This window comes from Mycolicibacterium chubuense (assembly GCF_001044255.1).
Taxonomy (GTDB): Bacteria; Actinomycetota; Actinomycetes; order Mycobacteriales; family Mycobacteriaceae; genus Mycobacterium; species Mycobacterium chubuense.
Map to the genome: position 1 here is coordinate 56883 of NZ_JYNX01000060.1, position 21948 is coordinate 78830.

The 21948-nt window shown below is 70.3% G+C and carries 24 protein-coding genes; 8 read left to right on the forward strand and 16 right to left on the reverse strand.

Annotated elements, in window-relative coordinates; genetic code table 11:
- Nucleotides 1-2 precede the first annotated feature (2 nt).
- The 4 genes from MCHUDSM44219_RS21040 to MCHUDSM44219_RS21055 are packed head-to-tail and all read right to left on the reverse strand — an operon-like array spanning nucleotide 3 to nucleotide 3811.
- A complete protein-coding gene (locus MCHUDSM44219_RS21040; protein WP_048420455.1) occupies nucleotides 3-1043 on the reverse strand; it encodes an ABC transporter ATP-binding protein in 1041 nt (346 codons plus the stop codon).
- An 11-nt stretch (nucleotides 1044-1054) separates the two neighbouring features.
- A complete protein-coding gene (locus MCHUDSM44219_RS21045) occupies nucleotides 1055-1828 on the reverse strand; it encodes an ABC transporter permease (RefSeq protein ID WP_048420192.1) in 774 nt (257 codons plus the stop codon).
- Nucleotides 1825-2667, reverse strand: a complete 843-nt coding sequence (locus tag MCHUDSM44219_RS21050) for an ABC transporter permease (RefSeq protein WP_413783630.1) — start codon at nucleotides 2665-2667, stop codon at nucleotides 1825-1827. Before MCHUDSM44219_RS21050 ends, MCHUDSM44219_RS21045 begins: the two co-directional genes overlap by 4 nt.
- A gap of 1 nt (nucleotide 2668) precedes the next feature.
- Nucleotides 2669-3811 (reverse strand): ABC transporter substrate-binding protein, encoded by a 1143-nt coding sequence (locus MCHUDSM44219_RS21055; RefSeq protein WP_048420194.1) that lies wholly within the window; start codon nucleotides 3809-3811, stop codon nucleotides 2669-2671.
- Between the two features lie 112 nt (nucleotides 3812-3923).
- Here MCHUDSM44219_RS21055 and MCHUDSM44219_RS21060 point away from each other — a divergent pair, with 112 nt between their 5' ends.
- On the forward strand, nucleotides 3924-4343 hold the full coding sequence (locus MCHUDSM44219_RS21060) for a TIGR03668 family PPOX class F420-dependent oxidoreductase (RefSeq protein ID WP_048420195.1): 420 nt from the start codon (nucleotides 3924-3926) through the stop codon (nucleotides 4341-4343).
- Between the two features lie 114 nt (nucleotides 4344-4457).
- Nucleotides 4458-5033: a sigma-70 family RNA polymerase sigma factor gene (locus MCHUDSM44219_RS21065; protein WP_048420196.1), complete on the forward strand. Its 576-nt coding sequence runs from the start codon at nucleotides 4458-4460 to the stop codon at nucleotides 5031-5033.
- Here the strand turns inward: MCHUDSM44219_RS21065 and MCHUDSM44219_RS21070 are convergent.
- Nucleotides 5009-5935, reverse strand: a complete 927-nt coding sequence (locus MCHUDSM44219_RS21070; RefSeq protein WP_201778165.1) for a DMT family transporter — start codon at nucleotides 5933-5935, stop codon at nucleotides 5009-5011. The two genes, MCHUDSM44219_RS21065 and MCHUDSM44219_RS21070, sit on opposite strands and share 25 nt — an antisense overlap.
- A gap of 102 nt (nucleotides 5936-6037) precedes the next feature.
- Between MCHUDSM44219_RS21070 and MCHUDSM44219_RS21075 the strand changes: the two genes are divergently transcribed.
- A complete protein-coding gene (locus MCHUDSM44219_RS21075; protein WP_048420197.1) occupies nucleotides 6038-6376 on the forward strand; it encodes a hypothetical protein in 339 nt (112 codons plus the stop codon).
- Here the strand turns inward: MCHUDSM44219_RS21075 and MCHUDSM44219_RS21080 are convergent.
- The 3 genes from MCHUDSM44219_RS21080 to MCHUDSM44219_RS21090 all read right to left on the reverse strand — a co-directional run bounded on the left by MCHUDSM44219_RS21080 (nucleotide 6373) and on the right by MCHUDSM44219_RS21090 (nucleotide 8864).
- The gene (locus MCHUDSM44219_RS21080; RefSeq protein ID WP_048420198.1) at nucleotides 6373-6660 is read right to left on the reverse strand and encodes a hypothetical protein; all 288 of its coding nucleotides are present in this window, start codon (nucleotides 6658-6660) and stop codon (nucleotides 6373-6375) included. The genes MCHUDSM44219_RS21075 and MCHUDSM44219_RS21080 overlap by 4 nt on opposite strands.
- A complete protein-coding gene (locus tag MCHUDSM44219_RS21085; protein ID WP_048420199.1) occupies nucleotides 6657-7982 on the reverse strand; it encodes an MFS transporter in 1326 nt (441 codons plus the stop codon). The genes MCHUDSM44219_RS21080 and MCHUDSM44219_RS21085 overlap by 4 nt, the downstream gene beginning before the upstream one ends.
- A 75-nt stretch (nucleotides 7983-8057) precedes the next feature.
- Nucleotides 8058-8864: a hypothetical protein gene (locus MCHUDSM44219_RS21090; protein WP_048420200.1), complete on the reverse strand. Its 807-nt coding sequence runs from the start codon at nucleotides 8862-8864 to the stop codon at nucleotides 8058-8060.
- Nucleotide 8865: 1 nt separating this feature from the next.
- On the opposite strand from MCHUDSM44219_RS21090, the gene MCHUDSM44219_RS21095 reads away from it, so the two are divergent.
- A complete protein-coding gene (locus tag MCHUDSM44219_RS21095) occupies nucleotides 8866-10791 on the forward strand; it encodes a potassium transporter Kup (RefSeq protein ID WP_048420201.1) in 1926 nt (641 codons plus the stop codon).
- Here the strand turns inward: MCHUDSM44219_RS21095 and MCHUDSM44219_RS21100 are convergent.
- Complete coding sequence (locus MCHUDSM44219_RS21100) at nucleotides 10774-13146, reverse strand: glycoside hydrolase family 65 protein (protein WP_048420457.1); 2373 nt, start codon at nucleotides 13144-13146, stop codon at nucleotides 10774-10776. The genes MCHUDSM44219_RS21095 and MCHUDSM44219_RS21100 overlap by 18 nt on opposite strands.
- Nucleotides 13146-13850 (reverse strand): beta-phosphoglucomutase family hydrolase, encoded by a 705-nt coding sequence (locus MCHUDSM44219_RS21105; protein WP_048420202.1) that lies wholly within the window; start codon nucleotides 13848-13850, stop codon nucleotides 13146-13148. The genes MCHUDSM44219_RS21100 and MCHUDSM44219_RS21105 overlap by 1 nt, the downstream gene beginning before the upstream one ends.
- Before the next feature lie 55 nt (nucleotides 13851-13905).
- On the opposite strand from MCHUDSM44219_RS21105, the gene MCHUDSM44219_RS21110 reads away from it, so the two are divergent.
- Nucleotides 13906-14775 (forward strand): LLM class F420-dependent oxidoreductase, encoded by an 870-nt coding sequence (locus tag MCHUDSM44219_RS21110; protein WP_048420203.1) that lies wholly within the window; start codon nucleotides 13906-13908, stop codon nucleotides 14773-14775.
- Here MCHUDSM44219_RS21110 and MCHUDSM44219_RS21115 read toward each other — a convergent pair.
- Genes MCHUDSM44219_RS21115 through MCHUDSM44219_RS21125 form a run of 3 tightly spaced genes read right to left on the reverse strand, consistent with a single transcriptional unit; the run spans nucleotide 14772 to nucleotide 16684 of the window.
- Nucleotides 14772-15644 (reverse strand): rhomboid family intramembrane serine protease, encoded by an 873-nt coding sequence (locus MCHUDSM44219_RS21115; RefSeq protein ID WP_048420204.1) that lies wholly within the window; start codon nucleotides 15642-15644, stop codon nucleotides 14772-14774. The genes MCHUDSM44219_RS21110 and MCHUDSM44219_RS21115 overlap by 4 nt on opposite strands.
- Nucleotides 15641-16027: a VOC family protein gene (locus MCHUDSM44219_RS21120; protein WP_048420458.1), complete on the reverse strand. Its 387-nt coding sequence runs from the start codon at nucleotides 16025-16027 to the stop codon at nucleotides 15641-15643. The genes MCHUDSM44219_RS21115 and MCHUDSM44219_RS21120 overlap by 4 nt, the downstream gene beginning before the upstream one ends.
- A gap of 27 nt (nucleotides 16028-16054) precedes the next feature.
- Nucleotides 16055-16684, reverse strand: coding sequence for a nitroreductase family protein (locus MCHUDSM44219_RS21125; RefSeq protein ID WP_048420459.1), 630 nt, complete (start codon nucleotides 16682-16684; stop codon nucleotides 16055-16057).
- A gap of 328 nt (nucleotides 16685-17012) precedes the next feature.
- Between MCHUDSM44219_RS21125 and MCHUDSM44219_RS21130 the strand changes: the two genes are divergently transcribed.
- From MCHUDSM44219_RS21130 to lipE, 3 genes are all read left to right on the forward strand, one after another.
- Nucleotides 17013-17417 (forward strand): heme-binding protein, encoded by a 405-nt coding sequence (locus tag MCHUDSM44219_RS21130; RefSeq protein ID WP_048420205.1) that lies wholly within the window; start codon nucleotides 17013-17015, stop codon nucleotides 17415-17417.
- Nucleotides 17418-17487: 70 nt separating this feature from the next.
- Nucleotides 17488-17940, forward strand: coding sequence for an Rv1352/Rv1906c domain-containing protein (locus MCHUDSM44219_RS21135; protein ID WP_048420206.1), 453 nt, complete (start codon nucleotides 17488-17490; stop codon nucleotides 17938-17940).
- Entirely contained in the window at nucleotides 17937-19178 is a 1242-nt protein-coding gene (lipE, locus tag MCHUDSM44219_RS21140) for a lipase LipE (RefSeq protein WP_048420207.1), read from the forward strand. Before MCHUDSM44219_RS21135 ends, lipE begins: the two co-directional genes overlap by 4 nt.
- Here lipE and MCHUDSM44219_RS21145 read toward each other — a convergent pair.
- Genes MCHUDSM44219_RS21145 through MCHUDSM44219_RS21155 form a run of 3 tightly spaced genes read right to left on the reverse strand, consistent with a single transcriptional unit; the run spans nucleotide 19153 to nucleotide 21937 of the window.
- Nucleotides 19153-20265 carry an FAD-dependent oxidoreductase gene (locus MCHUDSM44219_RS21145; protein WP_048420208.1) on the reverse strand — a complete coding sequence of 371 codons (1113 nt, stop codon included), beginning with the start codon at nucleotides 20263-20265 and terminating at the stop codon, nucleotides 19153-19155. The two genes, lipE and MCHUDSM44219_RS21145, sit on opposite strands and share 26 nt — an antisense overlap.
- Entirely contained in the window at nucleotides 20262-21134 is an 873-nt protein-coding gene (locus MCHUDSM44219_RS21150; RefSeq protein ID WP_048420460.1) for a DUF1295 domain-containing protein, read from the reverse strand. The genes MCHUDSM44219_RS21145 and MCHUDSM44219_RS21150 overlap by 4 nt, the downstream gene beginning before the upstream one ends.
- A 5-nt stretch (nucleotides 21135-21139) precedes the next feature.
- A complete protein-coding gene (locus tag MCHUDSM44219_RS21155; RefSeq protein WP_048420209.1) occupies nucleotides 21140-21937 on the reverse strand; it encodes a glutaminyl-peptide cyclotransferase in 798 nt (265 codons plus the stop codon).
- Between the last annotated feature and the right edge of the window lie 11 nt (nucleotides 21938-21948).

Sequence of the window (21948 nt, forward strand, 5' to 3'; positions counted from 1 at the left end):
CCTCAGGCCGGGGTGACCAGCACGCCGTCGCTGTCCACGCCCAGCCTGACCCGGTCGCCGGGCCGCAGCGCGCGCGCCGCCGAGCTCGCCATCTGGGCCATCACCACCGGGCCGTCGGGCACCGCCACGCTGACCCGCGAGATCGCGCCCAGGAACGACACCGCGGAGACGGTCGCGGCGCCCTGCGCGTCGGCGGCGACGGTCACCGACTCCGGGCGCACCATCGCCAGACCGGGGCCGTCGACCGAACCCGCCGATGCGGGCACCGACACCCCCAGCAGTGTGGCCCGGCCGCCGGACACCCGCGCGGGCACCTTGTTGTTCAGCCCGACGAAGTCGGCGACGAACGGGGTGGCCGGGTTGGCGTACAGCTCGGCCGGGGCGGCGAGCTGCTCGAGCCGGCCCTGGCTCATCACCCCCACCCGGTCGGCGACGGCCAGCGCCTCCTCCTGGTCGTGGGTGACGAACAGTGTCGTCGTCCCGACGTCGAGCTGCACGCGCCGGATCTCGTCACGCAGCTGGGTGCGCACCTTGGCGTCGAGCGCCGAGAGCGGCTCGTCGAGCAGCAGCACCCGCGGCTGGATCGCCAGTGCGCGGGCCAGCGCCACCCGCTGCTGCTGACCGCCGGACAGCTCCTTGGCGTACCGGCCGCCCAGCTCGCCGAGCCCGACCAGGTCGAGCATGTCCGCAGCGCGGGCGAGCCTGTCGCGCTTGGCTTTTCCGCGCATCTTCAGGCCGAACGCGACGTTGTCGAGCACGGTCAGGTGCGGGAAGAGGCTGTAGGCCTGGAACACCATGCCCATGTCGCGCTTGTTGGCCGGCACGTTGCTGACGTCGACGCCGCCGACCGACACCGTGCCCGAGGTCGCCTCGTCGAGCCCGGCGAGGATGCGCAGCGCGGTCGTCTTCCCGCACCCCGACGGGCCGAGCAGGGCCACCAGCTCGCCGGGTTCGATGTGCAGGGTGAGCCCGTCGAGGGCGCGGGTCGTCCCGTAGAGGCGGGTCAGCTCGGTCAGCTCGACGGCCACTCCGGCGGATTTCACGGCGTCCGATGTCACAGCGTCACTCCCGTCTGATGGCGGCGTCCCCGGGTGACCAGCGACAGGATGAGCAGCAGCGCGAACCCGAACAGCAGTGTGGCCAGCGACGCCGCCACCGAGGTCGGCCCGTCGCTCTTGCCGATCAGCACGATCTGCACCTGCAGCGTCTCGTAGCCCGACAGCGACGCGATCGTGAATTCGCCGAGCACGACGGCGATCGAGATGAACGCCGCCGACAGGATGCCCGACCAGATGTTCGGCACCACGACGCGGGTGATCGTCGTGATCCAGCCCGCGCCCAGCGACCGCGCCGCCTCCGAGAGCGTCTGCAGGTCGATCGACGAGAGCGCCGCGTCGATGGCGCGGTAGGAGAACGGCAGCACCACGACGACGTAGACGAACGTCAGCGTCAGCGGTGACTCCCCCAGCAGGTAGGTCACCCACAGGTACACGTTGCGCAGCCCGACGACGATCACCAGCGCCGGGATCGTCAGCGGCAGCAGGCACAGGAATTCGACCAACCCCTTGGCCCACGGCGCGCGCAGCCGCACCCAGATCATCGTCGGCACCAACAGGATCAGCATTGCGGCCACGGTCAGCACCGCCAGCGACAGCGACACGACGATCGCCCGGTACAGCGCCTCGTCGGTCACCAGGTTGGCCCACGCCTGCCCGGTGCGCCCGCCGGAGAGCAGGTTGCGGGTGGAGAAGTCGGCCATCGCGTAGAGGGGGAACAGGAAGAAGACGCCGAACAACACCCACAGTGCCCCGCGCACCGCCGTTCTCATGACAGCCACCGGGAACTGCGCCGCACCAGCAGGTTGTAGGCCGCCATGACGACGGCCACCACGACGATCATCTCCAGCGCGAGTGCGTAGGCGAACCCGGCCTGACCCAGCACCACCTCGCTGACCAGCGAGGCGCGGATCAGCAGCGGCAGGATCGGGCTGCCCTGGCTGACCAGTGCGGCGGCGGTCGCGTACGCGGCGAAAGCGTTGGCGAACAACAACAGTGCCGAGCCGAGGAACGCCGGTGTCAGCAGCGGGATCGCCACCTCGCGCCAGTAGTCCCACGTCGAGGCACCCAGGCTGACAGCGGCTTCGCGCCACTGGGCGCGCAGACCCTCCAGCGCCGGCACGAACACGATCACCATCAGCGGGATCTGGAAGTAGGTGTAGACGAGGATCAGCCCGCCGAGGCCGTACAGCCAGCCCGATCCGGCGAGGTTCCAGCCCGTCGCCTGCTGCACCCACAGGGTCAGCACCCCGTTCAGCCCGACGGTCGCGAGGAACGCGAAAGCCAATGCCACACCGCCGAACTGGGCCAACACACTGCACAACGACAGCACGGTGCGGCGCACCATCGACGTCGGCGGGCTGCTGACGATCAGCCACGCCATGACCGCGCCGAGCAGCGCGCCGAGGATCGCGGTGGCCCCGGAGAGCAGCACGCTGTTCCACAGCGCCGAGAGCGCCGTCCCGGTGAACAGCGCGGCGATGCGGCCCAGCGAGAAAACCCCGTCGACGTACACCGCGCTCACCACGACGGTGACCGTCGGGATGATCAGGAAGATGACGACGACGGCCAGGAACGGCAGCAGCGGCAGGCCGTCTCGCACCCGACGCATGTCAGCCAACCGCGGCGGCCCAGTTCTCCGACAGATACTTCGACGCGGCCTCGGTCTGCTGCGGGGTGGGCACCGTCACCGGACCCTCGACCACCGGCAGCGCCGCGGCGACCGCCTTGTCGAGGGTGCCGGCGGCGGCCATGTTGTCGGCGCGCACCGGCCGAACACCGCCCTGGGCGAACAGGTTCTGCCCCTCGTCGCTGTAGAGGAACTCCTGCCACAGTCGGGCGGCGGCGGGGTGCGGGGCGTCCTTGTTGATCGCCTGGTAGTAGTAGCCGGCGACCGCGTTGTTCGGTGGTACCAGCACAGTCCAGGACGGAAGCTTCTTGGTCTCAGACGAATTGGTGTAGTTCCAGTCGATCACCACCGGTGTCTGCCCGGACTCGATGGTCGCCGGCGTCGGGTCGACCGGCAGGAAGTTGCCCGCCTGCTTGAGTTTCCGGAAGAACTCGACACCCGGGGCGATGTCGTCGGCCGACCCGCCCTGGGACAACGCCACCATCAGCACACCGGAGAACGCGGCGCCGGCCTGGGTGGGATCGCCGTTGAGGGCGACCTTGCCCTGGTACTCCGGCTTCAGCAAATCGTTGACGTTCGTCACCGGCGGCACCTTGGCCGAGTCGAAACCGATCGACATGTAGCCGCCGTAGTCGTTGACCCAGGCGCCGTTCGGATCCTTGAAGGCGGCCGGGATGTCGTCGAAGGTGGCGACCTTGTACGGCGCGAACATCGCCGTGTTCGCCAGCGCCACCGACTGGCCGAGGTCGAACACGTCGGGTGCGCTGCTGCGGCCCTTCTGCTGGTTGGCGGCGTTGATCTCGTCCTGGCTGGACGCATCGGGCTGCGCCGAGGTGACCTTGATGCCGTACTTGTCGGAGAAGGCCTTGATGATGGCGCCGTAGTTGGCCCAATCCGGCGGCAGCGCAATGACATTCAGCGCACCCTCGCCCTTGGCCGCCTTCACCAGGCCGTCCATCCCGCCGAAGTCCTGCGCCGACGTGGCCTCGGCGGCCTTGACGCCGGACTCGGTCTGCGCGCCGGAATCCTTGTTCTCCGGCGGCGCGCACGCCGCGATCCCGGCGACGACGAGCGCGGACGCGGCACACGCGAGGACCCGGGAGAACAGTGAAGCGGAAGCAGGCATGGATGAGACCTTCCGGTGAGCAGGAGTCGGCGCGGTGGCGCAGCGGTTGCCTGGCCGTGTCATCGCGGTGAACCATATCCCGCCGGCACTGCCCGCGCCTAGGGTTGAGCGGGTGACACCTGACGAGACGGTCACCGCCTTCACCGAAGCACCGGTGGCGGCTCTGGCCACGGTGCGCCCCGACGGCACACCGCACGTGGTGCCGGTCGTCTTCGCGATGGCCGCCGGCCGCGACGATCTGGTGTACACCGCGGTCGACGCGAAGCCGAAGTCCACCCAGCACCTGCGCAGGCTGGCCAACATCGAGAACAACCCCGCGGTCAGCCTGCTGGTCGACCACTACGACGACGACTGGGCGCGGCTGTGGTGGGTGCGCGCGGACGGGACCGCGACGATCCACACCTCCGGCGACGAGGTCGCCATCGGTTACTCACAGTTGCGGGCGAAGTACCCGCAGTACGAACGGGTTGCGCTCAACGGCCCCGTCGTCAGCATCCGGATCCGCCGCTGGGCGTCCTGGGGTGGGGGCTAGCCGGTAGTCGACGCGGCGGTTGTCCGGAAAGGAGATGGGGGTCAGCCGGGCAGACGACCGAGGTGGCGCGCGGAAAGGTCGAAGACATCATCCGCACCGCGCCGAGGAGTCCCGATGACCGACACCGACCAGCTCGCCGTCCGCTTCACCCGCGACGCGGTTCCGCTGCTCACCGAGCTGCGCGGGCACGCGGTGCGGCTGACCCGCGATCCCGACCTCGCCGACGATCTGCTGCAGGAGACGGCCGCCAAGGCGTTCGCCGCGTTCGCGAGCTTCACCGAGGGCACCAACCTGGCGGGCTGGCTGTACCGGATCATGGTCAACACCCACATCGGCGAGTACCGCAAGGTGCAGCGCCGGCCGGCCCTGCAGTTCACCGACGCGATCTCCGACACGCAGATGATGGCCCACCACCAGCGGGCCATGTCGGCCCGGTCGCCTGAAGACGATGTGCTGGTGCGTCTCGGCGACCCGGCCATCGCGGCCGCGATGCGCGCGCTGCCCGAGGTGTACCGCACCGCGGTGTACTACGCCGACGTGGAGGGGTTGACGTTCCGCGAGATCGCCGCGCGGATGGACGTCCCCCTCGGCACGGTGATGTCGCGGCTGCACCGGGGGCGCAACCAGCTGCGCCGCGCGCTGCGCGACACCGCCAGGGCCGTCGGCTATTCGCTGCCCGAAGCGGCGTGATCGACCGGTCCCGGCGGCGTGGCCGGCGGCGGCGCGCCGAGCTGCTCTTCGTAGGCGCCCTCGTCGCGGCCCAGGGCGATGGTGCCCGCGGCCATCGCCAGCGTCGACACGGCCAGCGCCACGGCGTCCCACCGGCCGACGTCGAGGTGCTCGCCGAGCACGATTGCCCCGAGCAGCACCGCGACCACCGGTTCGAGCGTCAGCATCGTCGGCACGGAGGTCTGCAGGGAGCCCGCATGGAAGGCGGACTGCTGCAACAGCACCGCGACGACCCCGAGCAGCACCAGCAGGTACGGCACGGGGGTGAGGAGCACCGCGAGCGCTCCCTCGTGGGTGAGCACATGCATGACGAGTTTGGTGAGCACCGCGACGACGCCGAACAGCACGCCCACCGCGACGGCCAGCAGCACCGCGCGGCGCCACCCGACGCTGCGCAGCGCCACCGCCACGCAGGCCAGCACCGCCACCGTGCACACCACCGCGACGACCGCCGACGTGCTCAGCGTCGCCTCGTAGTCGCCCGGGCTGGGCTTGGCCAGCACCACGAACACCGCGAGCGCCGCGGTGAGCAGCAGCGCCCAGGCCCACTCCGCCCGGGTGACCCGGCGGTGCGCCAGCCGGGCCGACAGCGGTAGCGCGAACAGCAGCGCCGAGACCAGGATCGGCTGCACCAGCAGCAGGGACCCGTTGGCCAGCGCGAGCGCCTGGAACACGTAGCCGGCGATGGCCGCGGCGGTGCCGCCCCACCACAGCGGCCTGCGGATCAACGTCAGGAACATGACGCTGCTCACGCCGTGTTCGGCGGGCACGTCCAGGGTGGCCCGCTGCCGCACCACGATGCCGATGGCCAGAAACACCGCCGCCAACAACGACAGCAGGACGGTCACCCCATGGCCGATCACCCGACAAGGACAGCACATCGCAGGGGGCGCTGCCCACCCGGCTCGACGTCGGCAAACGATCGATCTTGTTTCGGCAGCGCGGAACTGGGCATAACCCGGGCCATGAATCTGCGTAGGTTGCTCTTGATCGCCGGTGCGGTGGTTTTGCTGGTCGGGGTCATCGGACTGCTGGTGCCCGTGTCGGTGCCGGGACCTCAGGGCGATATCGGCTGCGGCAACGCGATCGCCGCGGACCTGTCCCAGGCCCGGGACGTGGACAGCCAGAATCTGGCCAACCTGCCCGTTCTGAACGAGATCATTCCGCACAAGGACTTCGTGGCCGAGTGCAATTCGGCGCTGTCGTCGCGGCGGTCCTGGTCCATCCCGGTCGCCGTCGTCGGTCTGGTGGTCCTCGCCGGCTCGTTCTTCGTCGGCGGACGCGCGGGCCGGGTGCGGGCCTAGCTGGCCTCGCGGTCGCGCACCACCCGCAGCCGCGGACGGGCGTCCGGCGCGGGACCGATCTTGTCGGTGACGGTCGCCGCGACGGAATCGAAGCGGTTCACCGCGCGGTCGCACAGCCCGCGTACCCGGTCGCCGGCCGTGTCGACGGCGGTGTCGACGTCGTCGGCCGCGCTGAGCAGGTAGGCCCGCATGTTCACCCGCATTCGCTCGCCCGCGATGCGCAACCTGCGGCGGAGGCGCTCGTCGACCTCGACGCTGACGTAGGGCAACACCTGAAGCTTCATCTGCGCGTCTCCCCTTCTCCGGTGCCTGTGCCCAGAGTAGCCCGGGGTTGCTGGACCCGCGCCAGGGCGCGGCCCGCCGTCTCGCGCAGGGTGAGCGCCACCCCGAGCGACGTCACCGCGGCAGCGACCAGGTAGTAGGACGGTGCGACGGCATCGCCGGTGCGCGCGGTCAGCCAGGTGACGACGTACGGCGTGGTGCCGCCGAACAGCGCCACGCAGAGGTTGTAGCCGACGGAGAAGCCGCTGAAGCGGATGCGGGTGGCGAACAGTTCCACCCCGGCCGACACCGCGGCGCTGACGTACACCGACTCGATCGCCGCGAGGACGCAGTGCGCGGCGATGGCCGCGCCCAGCGAGCCGGAGTTCAGCAGCAGGAACAGTGGGTAGCCGAGCACCACGAACAGCGCCGCACCGCCGACGAGCAGGGGCCGGCGTCCGATCCGGTCGGACAGCAAGGCCAGCGGGAGGATCAGTACGAGCGCCACCGTCGCGGCCAGCGTGATCGACAGGAACGCGTCGGCCTTGGAGAACCCGAGGGTTGTGATGAAGTACGTCGGCAGGAACGTGAACACGACGTAGTAGCCGATGTTGAACACGACGAACAGGCCGATCACCTGGAGGATCTGCCGCCACGACGTCGAGAGTGCTTCGCGCAGAGGCGATCGCGCGATCTCGGCGGCGGAGCTGAGCTTCTCGAACTGCGGGGTGTCTCCCAGGCGCAGCCGGATGTAGAGGCCGACCAGACCGAGGGGGCCGGCGATCAGGAACGGGAGGCGCCAGCCGTAACTCTCCATCGCCGCGGCCGGCAGCACGGTCTGCAACACCGTCACCGTGACCGAGCCGAGCAGGAACCCCAGCACGCCCGACCATGCCATGAACGTGACCGTCACCCCTCGGCGGGCGTCGTCGGCGAACTCGGCCAGATACACCGCTCCGCCGCCGTACTCCCCGCCCGCGGAGAAACCCTGCAGGCACCGCAGCGCCAGCAGCAGCACCGGGGCGAGCACCCCGACGGTGTCGTAGGTCGGCAGTACGCCGATGCCCAGCGTCGCCGCCGACATCAGCAGGATCACCAGCGCCAGCACCTTCTGCCGGCCGATCCGGTCGCCGAGCGGGCCGAAGACGAACCCGCCCAGCGGCCGCACGAAGAACGCCGCGGCGAAGATCGCGAAGGTACTGAGCAGCCCCGCGGTCTCGTCGCCCGGCGGGAAGAAATGGGCGGCGATGAACGTCGCCAGGAAGCCGTAGATCGCGAAATCGAACCACTCGACCGCGTTGCCGATCGACGCGCCCGTCACCACCCTGCGGACGTCGGATTGCATAGCGCCCTCCCGAAAGTAAGCGCGGCGCTGAGCATTTCGCTTACCCGGCGCCGTCGCACGCCGTCGGTTGGCACGCTATCGCGTTGACTTGGCGGCCTTCACCGCGGCCGTGGCGTCGCCGCTCTCCCGCTTGCCCGCCGCGTAGGCGTCCTCGGCCGCCGAGAGCGCCTGCTCGGCGTCGGCGAGACGACGGCGGGCATCGTCGACGCGCAACCGCGCTCTGGCGAGGTCGGACTGCAGGTCGGTCAGTGCGGCGTCGGCCTCGGACTTGCGGTGTTCGGCCGCCGCGAGAGCCGCGCGGGCCTGGCGGGTGCGCTCGTCATCGGCCTTCTTGTCCGCCTCGTTGGCGAGCGCTGCCTTGGCGGGCGTCGGCGTGCGCTTCGCGGAAACAGCTGTGACGGTGCCGAATTCGCCGAATCCGGACCACTGTTCGGCCTTGGTGAGCCGGCCCAGTCGCGCCGCGACGTCGGGATCGGCCACGGCGGCCTGCAATGTCGCGGTGACGTCGTCGCGCAGTGCGGCCGAGGGTTCGGCGACGCCGGCGGCGAGGAAGCCGGCCCGGCTGAGCTCGTCGACGAGCCGGCGCTGCTCACCGGTCAGGGTGCGGATCGCCTCGCCGTCCATCGCGGCGTGCGCCTCGCGCAGCCGGGTGCCGAGGTCGGCCAGCGACGCCCGCGCGGTACCCCTCAGGGCGAGCAGGTTGGCCACCCAGGCCGCCACCGTCGGTTTGCGGCTGCCGCTGATCTGTTTGGCGGCAGCCGCGTCGCCGCTGCGTTTGGCCTCGGCGGCCAACCGGGTGCGCTGCGCGGTGAAGTCCTCCGGGCGCGCCGCATACAACCGGTCCAGTGCGTCGTCGACCGAGAACCCCGCGTCGTCAGCCACAATGTCCACTATCGCCGAGAACGCCGCACCACACACCCATTCGCTCCGGCCGGCCATCGTGGTCGGCGCCCTCGGAGTGGTGTTCGGGGACATCGGCACCAGCCCGATCTACACGCTCGCCACCGTCTTCGACCCGCACGACCCGCACCCGGTGCCGGTGTCGCCCGCCCATGTGTACGGCGTGGTGTCGCTGATCTTCTGGTCGGTGATGACGATCGTGACGCTCACCTACGTCACCCTGGTGATGCGCGCGGACAACCACGGCGAGGGCGGCATCATGGCGCTGATCACCCTGGTGCGCCGGTGGGCGGTGCCGGCGAGCCTCCGCACCACGGCGACGCTGGCCGCGCTCGGCGTGTTCGGCGCGGCCCTGTTCTTCGGCGACAGCATGATCACCCCGGCCATCTCGGTGCTGTCGGCGGTCGAGGGGGTGAAGACCGTCGACCCGCATTTCACCGACTTCGTGGTGCCGATCACCGCGGTCATCATCGTGGCGCTGTTCGCGGTGCAGCGTCGCGGCACCGCGGCCGTCGGCCGGTTCTTCGGCCCGGTGATGATCGGCTGGTTCGTGGCCATCGGCGCGTGCGGCGTCAACGGCATCGCCCACGACCCGGCGATCCTGCGCGCGCTGTCGCCGGTGTACGCGGTCGAATTCGTCGCCGGGCACTTCCACATCGCGTTCTTCGCGCTGGCCGCCGTGGTGCTGGCCGTGACCGGCGCCGAGGCTCTGTACGCCGACATGGGCCACTTCGGCCGCAAGGCGATCACCGTCGGCTGGCTCGGCCTGGTGCTGCCCGCCTGCACGCTGAGCTACTTCGGGCAGGGCGCGCTGGTGCTGCGCGACGAATCCACGGTCGGCGCACCGTTTTTCCTGCTGACCCCGGAGTGGGCCCGCATCCCGATGGTGCTGCTGGCCACCGCGGCGACGGTGATCGCCTCCCAGGCCGTGATCACCGGTGCGTTCTCGGTCGCCTCGCAGGCCGCGCAGCTGGGCTACCTGCCGCGGCTGCGCATCGAGCACACCTCAGCCAAGGCAATCGGCCAGGTCTACGTGCCGTGGATCAACGGCATGCTGATGGTCGCGGTGCTCATCCTGGTGTTCGCGTTCCGCAGTTCCTCGGCGCTGGCGTACGCGTTCGGGATGGCGGTGACGGGCACGATCACCATCACCACACTGCTGTTCCTGTATCTGGCGCGCACCCGCGCCGGGGCACCGCTCGCGCTGGTGCTCGTCGGCGGCGGTGCGCTGCTGCTCATCGATGTGATGTTCTTCGCCGCCAACCTGACCAAGCTCGTCCACGGCGCGTGGCTGCCGCTGCTGATCGCGGTCAGCGCGTTCACCGTGATGACGACCTGGCAGCGGGGCCGCGCGATCGTGACGCGCGAGCGGGAACAGGCCGAGGGCCCGATGCGGGAGTTCGTCGACTCGCTGTCCGGGCTCGATCCCCCGGTGGTACATCTGCCGGGCACAGCGGTGTTCCTCAACCGCGGCACCGAGACCGCGCCGCTGTCGATGCGGGCGAACGTGCGTCACAACCACGTGCTGGCCCAGCACGTGGTGATCCTGACGCTGACCACCGAACCCGTACCGCGCGTGGACGATGCCGAGCGGATCAGCGTCGACGACCTCGGCGCCACCGACGACGGCATCATCGGGGTGATCGCCCGGTTCGGTTACATGGAGCGCGTCGACGTACCCAGGGTTTTGCGCCTGCTCGATCCCGCGGACACCGAAGGCCCGCTCGACCTGGACCGGGCCACCTTCTTCCTGTCCAAACTCGAGCTCTGCCAAGGGGATGCGCCGACGATGGCACCGTGGCGCAAGCGCCTGTTCATCGCGACCTCGTACCTGACGTCCGACGCGGCCGCGTATTTCGGCTTGCCGCAGGACCGCACGGTGATCGTCGGCTCAAGCCTGCAGGTCTGACCGCACCCGCGAGCGGCGGAACGGTTCGCGGCCCGGCGGCTGCTTCGGGGTGGGCAGCAACGGCTCACGCTCACGCACCTCCACCGTGGTCGGCGCGTCGGTGCTGATCTCCAACGCCCGGCCGGCGTGCCGGATCGTCAGCGTCGAGTGCGGACCGTCGCGCAGCGTGTAGGTGACATGGTCGTGGTCGGCGTCGACGGTCACCCGGAAGTTGCGCCAGCACAACCGGAATCGGAGCCGATTGATCCCGCAGGGCAGCTGAGGGTCGAGCGCGAGCACCCGCTCGTCGTCGCGCAGGCCGCCGAATCCGGCGACCAGTGCCGTCCACGTTCCGGCCAGCGAAGCCAGGTGCAGACCATCGCCGGTGTTGTGGTGCAGGTCGCGCAGGTCGATCAGCGCGGCCTCGTAGGTGTAGTCGTGCGCCAGCTCCAGATGTCCGACCTCGGCGCACATCACGGCCTGGGTGCACGCCGACAGCGACGAGTCGCGGGTGGTGCGCCGCTCGTAGTAGTCGACGTTGCGCGCCTTCTGCTCGGCGGTGAACGCATGGCTCTGCCACTGCATCGCCAGCACCAGGTCGGCCTGCTTGACCACCTGCGCCGGATAGAGCCGCACGTAGGGTTCGTGCAGCAGCAGCGGATACTCGGTGTTGTCGCGGAAGTCCCACTCCCGCAACGTCGTGAACCCTTCGCACTGCGGGTGTACGCCGAGCTCCTCGTCGTAGGGGATGTGCACGGCGTCGGCGGCGTCGCGCCACGCCGCGGTCTCCTCGGTGTCCACGCCGAGTTCGGCGGCGGCATCGGGGTGACGGGAGCACGCGTCGGCGGCGACCCGCAGATTGGCCGCGGCCATCAGGTTGGTGAACACGTTGTCGCGGACCACCGCGGTGTACTCGTCGGGTCCGGTGACCCCGTCGATGCGCCAGGCGCCGTAGCGGTCATGGTGGCCCAGAGACCGCCACATCCGCGCCGTCTCCACCAGAACTTCCAGCCCGCAACCCTTTTCGGGGGAATCATCTCCGGTCACCACGCGATAGCGTTCGAACGCCAACGCGATGTCGGCATTGACGTGAAAGGCGGCCGTGCCTGCGGGCCAGTAGCCCGAGCACTCCTCGCCCGCGATGGTCCGCCACGGAAAACTGGCGCCTTCGAGGTCCAGTTCCTTCGCGCGGTCCCGCGCGAGGTCGAGCGTCGACGCTCGCCAGCGCAGCGCGTCGGCCGCGGCGTGCGGCGCGGTGTACGTGAGCACAGGCAGCACGAATCCCTCGGTGTCCCAGAACGCGTGGCCGTCGTAACCCGTTCCGGTCAGTCCTTTGCCGGCGATCGCTCGCTGCTCCGCTCGCGCACTGGCCTGGAACACGTGGAAGAGCCCGAAGCGGACCGCCTGCTGGCAATCGGCGTCACCGTCGACCTCGACATCGGCACCGTCCCAGAAGACGTCGAGGCATTCTCGTTGAACGTCCAGCAGGCCGTCCCACCCGGTGTAGCGTGCCCCCGCGATGGCTGCGGCGGCCTGATCGCGCAGCGCCGGTCGGGAACGCAAGCTCGACCAGGCGTAGGCGAGATACTTGACGATGCGGAGTCGCTCACCGGCTTTGAGCGCACACACCACCGTCGTCCTGGCCCAGTCCTCCCTGGCGTCGCCGCTGACCGTCACCCGTCCCGGCGCCTCGACCTCGTGATACATCGCCGCCGACATCGTCAGTGCGGACGACCGCGTTCGGTGGATGAGCAGCGCCCCGTTCTCATCCACCTCGTGCATTAACGGCTCGAGCGGATTCCTCAGGACAGCCGCCACCCGGGGGTCGCCGGACGGTTCCGGCTGGTCCTCGTTGGCGACCAGCTCGGACTGCACGGTGATACGCATGCCGTCATCGACAGCCTGGACCACGTATTCGATGGCGGCCAGACCACGCTGGGCCAGCGACACCAATCGTGTCGATTCGATGCGAACCTGTTTTCCCGCAGGTGATTTCCACTCCGCGTGACGCGTCAGCGTGCCCGCCCGCATGTCGAGGAATCGTTCGTGGGACAGCAACTCGCCGTAACGCACGTCGAACGGCTCGTCCTCGACGATCAGCCGGATCAGTTTTCCGTTGGTGACGTTGACGATGGATTGGCCGTCCTCGGGATACCCGAATCCGGATTCGGCGTACGGCAACGGCCGGATCTCGTAGAACCCGTTGAGGTAGGTGCCGGGCAGACCGTAGGGCTCCCCTTCGTCGAGATTGCCGCGAAGCCCGATGTGCCCGTTGGACAGTGCGAACAGCGACTCGGTCTGGGGCAGAAGGTCGGTGCGCAGCTCCGTTTCGCGGACGTGCCACGGTTCGACCGGGAAGGCGTCGTCGGCGATCATCATGACGGCAACAGCTCCCCGAGGTCGGTGACGACGATGTCGGCGCCGTGCTCGCGCAGTGCGTCGGCCTGCCCGACGCGGTCGACGCCGACGACGGCGCCGAAGTGGCCGGCGTGGCCGGCGGCGACGCCGGACTGCGCGTCCTCGAACACCGCGGCGTCGGCCGGGTCCACGTCGAGCAACTGCGCGGCGCGCAGGAACGTGTCGGGGGCCGGCTTGCCGTCGAGGTGTTCCTCGCGCAGCGTGACCCCGTCGACGCGGACCTCGATGTATTGGGCGAGCCCGGTGATCTCCAGGACCTGCTTGGTGTTGGCACTCGAGGACACCACCGCGCGCCGCAGGCCCGCCTCGGTGACGGCCTCGAGGAAGCGCCGCGACCCGTCGAACACCTCCACCCCGTCCTGCTCCAGCGTGTGCTGGAACGCCGTGTTCTTCCGGTCGCCGAGCTCGCGCACCGTCGCGTCGTCCGCATCGATGTGCCGGCTCTGCAGGAAAGACCGCACCCCGTCGTCGCGCGGCTTGCCGTCGACGTAGTCCTCGTAGTCGGCGTGCTCGTCGAACGGTGTGAAACCGTCGCCCTCGCGCTGCCGGAGGTACTCGTCGAACATCGCCTTCCAGGCCCGGCGGTGCACACTCGCGGTGTCGGTGAGCACCCCGTCGAGATCGAACAGGCAGGCGCGGATCCGATCGGGTAAGCCGAACACCCCCCTTTCTTACCCGGAGGGACGATTTTCCACGCTGTGATGGTTGGCTCCCGGTATGCGCATCGGAGTGGTGTTCCCGCAAACCGAGCTGGGCGGTGACCCCGGGGCGGTGCGCGCGTTCGGCGAGCGCGCCGAGGAGCTCGGATTCGCCCACCTGCTGGCCTACGACCACGTGCTGGGGGCCGACCCCGCGGTGCATCAGGGGTGGGCCGGCCCGTACGACATCGACACCACGTTCCACGAGCCGCTGGTGATGTTCGGTTACCTGGCCGCGCTGACGTCGACGTTGGAGCTGGTCACCGGGGTCATCATCCTGCCGCAGCGGCAGACCGCGCTGGTCGCCAAACAGGCCGCCGAGGTCGACCTGCTCAGCGGCGGGCGGCTGCGGCTCGGGGTGGGGCTGGGCTGGAACGCGGTCGAGTACGAGGCCCTCGGCGAGGACTTCGGCACCCGCGGCAGACGCTCCGAGGAGCAACTGGACCTGCTCCGGCAGCTGTGGACGCAGCGGTCGGTCACCTTCGAGGGCCGGCATCACCGCGTCGTCGGCGCCGGCCTCGCGCCGCAGCCCGTGCAGCGGCCTATCCCGCTGTGGATCGGGGCGGCGTCCCCACGCGCCTACGCCCGGGCGGGCCGGTTCGCCGACGGATGGTTCCCGACCATGCCGCCCGGTCCGGCACTGGACGAGGCCCGTTCCCTCGTCGACACGGCCGCGCGCGAGGCCGGGCGCGACCCGGCGGGCATCGGCATGGAGGGCCGCGTGCAGTGGCGGCATGACCTCGACGCGATCGCCGCCGGCGTCGATGCGTGGGCGCGCACCGGCGCGACGCACCTGTCGGTGGACCTGATGGGCGCGGGCCTGCGCACCGTCGACCAGCATCTGGCCGCGCTCGAGGCGGTGGCCGGCGCGGCGGGTGTGACCGCTTAGCCGAGCCCGAACATCGCCCGCAGGTCGGCGGTGCGGAACACGATGATCGCGAGCAGCAGCACCAGGATCACCGCGCAGGCGCCGGCCTGCACGGCCACCCGGCTGGTGCGCGGGGCGTAGGCGTAGGCCGCGGCGACGGCAGCGCCGGTCACCAGCCCGCCGATGTGGCCCTGCCAGCTGATGTTCTGCGAGCTGATCAGCGGGAAGACGAACGTGAACGCGAGGTTCAGCACGATCACGGCCATGACGCCGCGGACGTCCATGTTGAGGCGCTTGCCCACCACGAACGTCGCGCCGAACAGCCCGAACACGGCTCCGGAGGCCCCCGCGGTCAGCGCGTTGAGCGTCAGCAGGTAGGCAAGCGCGGAGCCGCCCAGTGCGCTGAGCAGATACAGCGCGCTGAACCGCAGCCGGCCCAGGGCGGCCTCCAGCGGCGGGCCCACGAAGTACAGCGCCAGCATGTTGAACGCGATGTGGGTGACGCCGAAGTGCAGGAACGCCGAGGTCACCAGCCGGTACCACTCACCGTCGGCGACCGCTGGCGGCCACAGGGCGAGCGCCCGCTGGGTGCCGGGGATCGCCATCTGCAGCGCGAACATCGCGACGTTGAGCCCGATCAGCGTGTACGTGACGACGGGTGTCCTGGACCGGCCCTGCACCGCCCCGAACGGCGTGGTGGCCTGGCGCACGGAACGGGCGCCCTCGTTGACGCACTCCGCGCACTGGTGTCCGACGGCGGCGTCGTGCATGCACTCGCCGCAGATGTAGCGGTTGCACCGCGTGCAGCGGACGTACGTCGGCCGGTCGGGGTGCCGGTAGCAGGCCGGGGCCTGCTGCGGGGGCGTCGGATAGCCCGGCGGGTAGCTCATAGGGTTCCGAACAGCTCGAGGTGGTTGCCGTCGGGATCGGCGACGAACATGAAGCCCATCCCCGGGACCGGCGCGAACTCCGTCACCGGCTCGACGATCTCGTAGGGCGACGCCTCGAACGCCTCGGCGACGGCGCGCAGCCCGTTGACCCCGATCGTGAAGTACCGCAACCCGGCCTGGGCGCGGCCGCCACCGGGGACCGCCGGCGCGGGGTCGGTGGTGTAGGTGACGAGTTTGATGACGCTGTTGCCGAGCGTGTAGCGACGCTGCGAGCCACCCTCGAACGCGATCTCGCCCTGCGGCTCGAGCTCGAGGAAACCTTCGTAGAACGCCGTCATCGCGTCGAGGTTCGTGGTCACGAGGCCCACCTCGACGCCGGGCATGAGCAGATCCAGCTTCACGCCACCAAGTTAGCCGTCGGCGACGGCAGCGTCTGTGTTCTGGTCCCAGCCCCGGTCCCAGTGGTCGACGGCGACGGCCTCCCGCAGCGGGCGGCGCCGCAGAGGGCCGTGCCGGCCCCTCGGCCAGCCGACCACGACGTGACCCGCGAGCATCCAGTCCGCCGGCACCCCGACGGCCTCGCGGAGCAGCGGCTCACCGTCGTAGGAGGCCCAGCTGGTCGGGCAGGCGCCGAGGCCTTGCGCGCGGGCGGCGAGCAGGAAGTTCTGCATCGCCGGGAAGATCGACCCGCCCAGCAGCAGCTCCGAGGCCGTCGGGAAGCGCTTCTGGGTGAACAGCACAGAGGTGAACTCGCCGGCGCGGTCGTGCAGCTCGTAGGTGGCCCGGTCGTTGCGGGCCCGCGGACTGCGATCGTCCGGCGCGGGGCGTCGCATGCCGTAGACGGGCTCGATGACCGACAGGGCGTGCGCGGCGGCTCGGGCCACGACCGCGCGCTGCTCGGGGCTGCGCAGCACGATGAACCGCCACGCCTGGGCGTTGGCCCCCGACGGCGCCCACGTCGCCGCCTGCAGGCAGCGGCGCAGCGTCGCGTCGTCGACGGGTTCGTCGGTGAAGCGCCGGAGGGTGCGGGCGGTGGACATCGCCGTCCAGACATCGGTCGTCTCAGCGTGCACCCCGTGAACTTATCGGGGCCCGCACATAACGATTCGGACACAACCGACATCACGATCATCTAAGGAAAAGCCGCCGACTGCGAGAAAACTCAGGCGATGCCCAATTCACCGGGCCGCGAAACGCCGTTTCGGGCCTGGATTGAGGCCGATGTCACGCCCGCAAAGCGTAACGCCCGCAGCGCCGTTGGTGCGTGGCCGACGCGTCGGGTTTGACCCTGTCCGATCGCGGCTACCGTGGATTTCGGGTGGGGGACAGCAGTAACCCGTTTTCGAATCCGTGAGGAACCAAAACAACATGAATTCCAGTGCTATCAGCGTGCGCAAGAATCTGGCCCGCGTGGGGGCGGCATGTGTGTTCGGCGGCCTGGCCGTTGCGACCGTCGCAGCGCCCGTCGCGTCGGCGGCTCCCGCCGAGCAGTGCAGCGCCAGCCAGGTGGCGGGCACCGCCGCTTCGGTGGGCACCGCCGCGCGTCAGTACCTCGACAGCCACCCGGGGGCCAACCAGGCGGTCACCGCGGCGATGAACCAGCCGCGGCCCGAGGCCGAGGCCAACCTGCGCGGCTACTTCACCGCCAACCCCGGCGAGTACTACGACCTGCGGGGCATCCTGGCACCCATCGGTGACACCCAACGCGCCTGCAACGTCAACGTGCTGCCCGGCGATCTGCAGTCGGCCTACAACACCTTCATGGCCGGCTGATCAGGATCACTTCTGACGTGGAGCGGCGGTGGGTTCACTCCCGCCGCCGCTGCACTTAGACTGACTTCCTATGAGGCCGATCCGTACCGCCGCCGTGGCCGTGGCGCTGGCGTGCTCCTGCGTCGTGTCGCCCGTGGCGCAGGCCCAGCCGGCATCGCCGACGCCCGCGCCGACGCCCGCGCCGGGGCCCGCGCCGGCGGCGCTCAAGACCACGATCGACGCCGACGGCTCCTACGCCGTGGGTAAGGACATCGCCCCCGGGGTGTACCAGTCGGCCGGACCGGTCGACGGCGGAGCCTGCTACTGGAAACGCGCCGCGGGCGACAAGCTCGTGGACAACGCGCTGACCAAGAAGCCGGCGTTCGTCCAGATCGAGGCGACCGACACGTCCTTCACCACCAGCGACTGCCAAGCCTGGCAGCTCACCAACGCGCCGATGCCCCCGCAGCCGGGGCCGGGCGACCTCCTCGGAGCGCTGACCCAGGCCATCGGCAGCGGCATGTTCAACGGAGGACCTCGCTGAGTTCAGCGACGGCAGGCCGGATCGCTGTCGCCGACGACCTCGACGCGGTCACGTCGGTCGCCGCCGAGGACCACACCGGCGTCGACCCGGCCGCGGTGGAGCGGATCTGGCAGGCCGCCCGGCACTGGTATGCGGCAGGCATGCACCCGGCGATCCAGGTGTGTGTGCGCCGCGAAGGACGCATCGTGCTGGACCGGGCGATCGGCCACGCCCGCGGCAACGGACCGGCCGACCCCCCGGACGCGGAGAAGGTGTTGGTCGGCACCGACACCCCGTTCTGCGTGTACTCGACGGCCAAGGCCATCACCACGACCGTCGCGCACATGCTGGTCGAACGCGGCGTCTTCTCCCTCGACGACCGGGTGTGCGACTACCTGCCCGGCTACACCAGCCACGGCAAGGACCGCACCACGATCCGGCACGTGATGACGCACAGCGCGGGCGTGCCGTTCGCCACCGGACCGCGGCCCGACCTCAAACGGATGGACGACAGCGAGTACACCCGTGAGATGCTCGGCCGGATGAAGCCGGTGTATCCACCCGGGCTGATCCACATCTATCACGGCGTCACGTGGGGGCCATTGATGCGGGAGATCATCAACGCCGCCACCGGCCGCAACATCCGCGACATCCTGCACGACGAGATCCTGGGGCCGCTCGGGTTCCGCTGGACCAATTACGGTGTTGCACCGCAGGATGTTCCGCTGGTCGCGCCCAGTCATGTCACCGGCAAGCCGCTGCCCGCCCCGATCGCCAAGGCGTTCAAGACCGCGGTCGGCGGCACGCCACAGCAGATCATCCCGTTCTCCAACACGCCGGCCTTCCTCACCGGTGTCATCCCCTCGTCGAACACCGTGTCGAACGCCCACGAGCTCTCGCGGTTCGCCGAGATCCTCTGCCGCGGAGGCGAACTCGACGGTGTCCGGGTGATGTCGGCCGAGACGTTGCGCGCCGCCACCACCGAGGCCCGCCGACTGCGCCCCGACCTGGCGACCGGGATGGCGCCGATGCGGTGGGGAACCGGATACATGTTGGGCTCCACGCGGTTCGGGCCGTTCGGGCGGGACGCAGCCGGCGCGTTCGGGCACACCGGGCTGACACACATCGCGATGTGGGCCGATCCCACCCGCGCGCTGTCGGTCGCGGTGGTCAGCAGCGGCAAGCCGGGCGGGCACAAGGAGGCCAAGCGCTATCCGCGGCTGCTGGACCGGATCAACGCCGAGATGGCTCGGATCTGATCCCCCGGTAGATCCCCCACCGCACGATCCAGGGCATCAGCACCCGTTCGAAGGACCACGCCGGGAAGCGGAACGCCCGGCCGTTGGGGGCGAACACCTCGAGCCCGTCGGGCTGGATGCCCAGCACCGATCCCCACCGCCGCGTCGGCGCGCGGTAGGCCTTGAGGGTGCCGCCGTCGAAGAACGCCCGGACGTTTCGGGCCAGCAGGCCGTCGGCGCGGTTGCGCGCCGAGCTGCGCAGCGGGTCGGTGGCGGCCACGTCGCCGATCGCGAACACCTCGGGGTGCCCGGGAACCTGCAGCGTCGGCGTCACTTGGACGAAGCCGTTCTCATCGAGCAGCTCGGCGGGCAGCCACCCGGTGTTCGGAGCCACCCGGCCGATCGCCCACAACACGGCATCCGCGGTGGCCGGCGGCTGGCCGGTGCTCCAGTGCACCGGCTCGGTAGTCAGTTCCGCCGGTGTGGACTCCACCTGGGCGCGGTGTCCGGGATGCAGGCCGACGCCCGCGTCCATCAGCCTGCGCTGCACCGTCTTCCACGTCCGCGGATGATGTCCGACCAGCGCGCGCTCCCCCGGGTAGTACAGGTCCACCCGCGTCCCGGGCCAGGTGGTGGCGATCTGCGCGGCGCTGCTGACCGCCGCGGCGCCGCCCCCGACGACGATCACCGACCGGGCGGCCGCGAGCCGGTCGTGCGGGTCGCGAAGATCGGCGTCGATCTCGTCGACGCCCTGCAGCGCGGGCGTGCGCCAGAAGCCGTTGCGCACCCCGGTGGCGATGACCAGCGCGTCGTAGGGCACCTGCTGCGCCGACCCGTCCGCGAGTTCGACCAGCACGCACCGTGATTCGAGGTCAAGACCGGTCAGGGTGCCGTGCACGGTGGTGACCCGGTCCAGGCCGCGGAACCGGCCGAACGGAATCCAGTTGTGCCGCGCCCACTCCTGCGGCCGGGCCAGCCGCCAGCCCAGCTCCTGGCCGCTGACCAGACCCGGCTTGCTCGAGATCCCGGTGACCTGCGCGTGGCGGGCCAGTTTGATCGCGGTGAGCACGCCGGTGTCGCCGAGGCCGGCGACCACCACCCGCTTCACGCGCGCACCTTCGCCGGTGGACGGGGCACGAAGCGGGAAACCCGGTCGACGACGGCCTGATAACCGGGCCGGCGTTCCAGGCTGCGCTGTTCCATCATCGGGATGCTCGCCCCGAGGAACATCGCCAGCATCGCTGCCGCGCCCGCGAACAGCCACCACGCCGTGGGTGCGGCGGCCAGCCCGAACAGGGCCAACGCGAACCAGAAGCCGAACTCCCCGAAGTAGTTCGGGTGCCGCGACCACGCCCACAGGCCGCGGTCCATCACCTCGCCCGGTTTACAGTCGCGCACGAACCGGTGCATCTGCGCGTCGGCGGCGAATTCCAATGCTACCGCGGCCATTCCGAGCACGAACGCGACGATGCTCAGCCACACCAGGCCGCGGCCCGGCGTCGTCACCGCGAGGTAGGCCGGCACCATGCCGAGGAACACCTGCAACGTCGGGATCAGATGGATGGCCACCAGATCGACCACGGCCTCCCAGCGGCCCGCCCGCTCGCGGAACATCGGGTAGCGCCAATCCTCATGGTGCAGACCGGGAAACGCATACACCCAGTTGCCGGTGAGCCGCACCGCCCAGACGATCACCAGCACCGCGACCAGCCAGCACCGCAGCGGGTCACCGTCGCCCTGGCTCCACCAGTAGACGAGCAGCAGCGGCGGGATGACGCTCCAATACGCGTCGTAGAAGCTGGAATTACCGTAGGCCCGGCTGAACGCGAACACCACGAGGGTGGCCAGCACGTCGGCGATCAGCGTGTCCAGCCAGAGCCGGCCGGTGTCGGGACCCCACACCAGCCAGGCCGCCCCGACGGCGACGGCCAGCACATAGGCCACGATGACGATCGTCAACGAGCGCGTCTTGCTCACCGGGGTCACCCTAGCCGGACCCGGAACGTCGTCGGCCAGTACTTGCCGGTCAGCAGGAACTCGTCGCCGGACACGTGCGCGATGCCGTTGAGCACCTGCGCCGTCGGCGGGATGCCCCGCGCCCGCAGCCCCTTCGCGTCCACGACGAGGTCGACGGCTCCGGTCGCGGGGTCGATCCGCGCGATGGTGTCGGTGGGCCACACATTCGCCCACACCCGGTCCCCGACGCACTCGAGTTCGTTGAGGCCCGTCACCGGCCGGCCGTCGCGGGTCACGTCGACCCCGCCGGTCTCGGTCAGGTCCGCCGGACTCTGGAAGCGCAGCCGGGCGGTGCCGTCGCTACGGATCAGCCGGTCGCCGTCGCGGCAGAGCCCCCAGCCCTGCGGATTCAGCGGCACCTGCCGGATCGGGGTCAGTGTCGCGCGGTCCCACTCGACGGCCACGCCGTCGGTGTAAGTGAGCTGCCAGATGCGGTCCCCGACCACGGTGACCCCCTCGCCGAAGAACTGGCCGGGCATGTCGACGGCGCGCCGCACGGCGCCGGTGTCCGGGTCGAGTGCCCGCAGCTGCGAAGTGCCCACCTCGCCGGTGCCCTCGTAGAGCACGCCGCCGTCGATCTCGAAGCCTTCGGTGAACGCCATCGGATCGTGCGGCATCTCGCCGAGCACGACGGGCTCGACGACCGGCACCGCGGTGGTGGGGACCCCGGGTTCCGGGTCGGGCTGGGCCTGCGCGCCGGGGACGACGGTCGCGACCGCCAGGACGGCCAGCGCGAGCCCGGCCCATTTCTGCCGTCTGGTCATACCGACGTTCT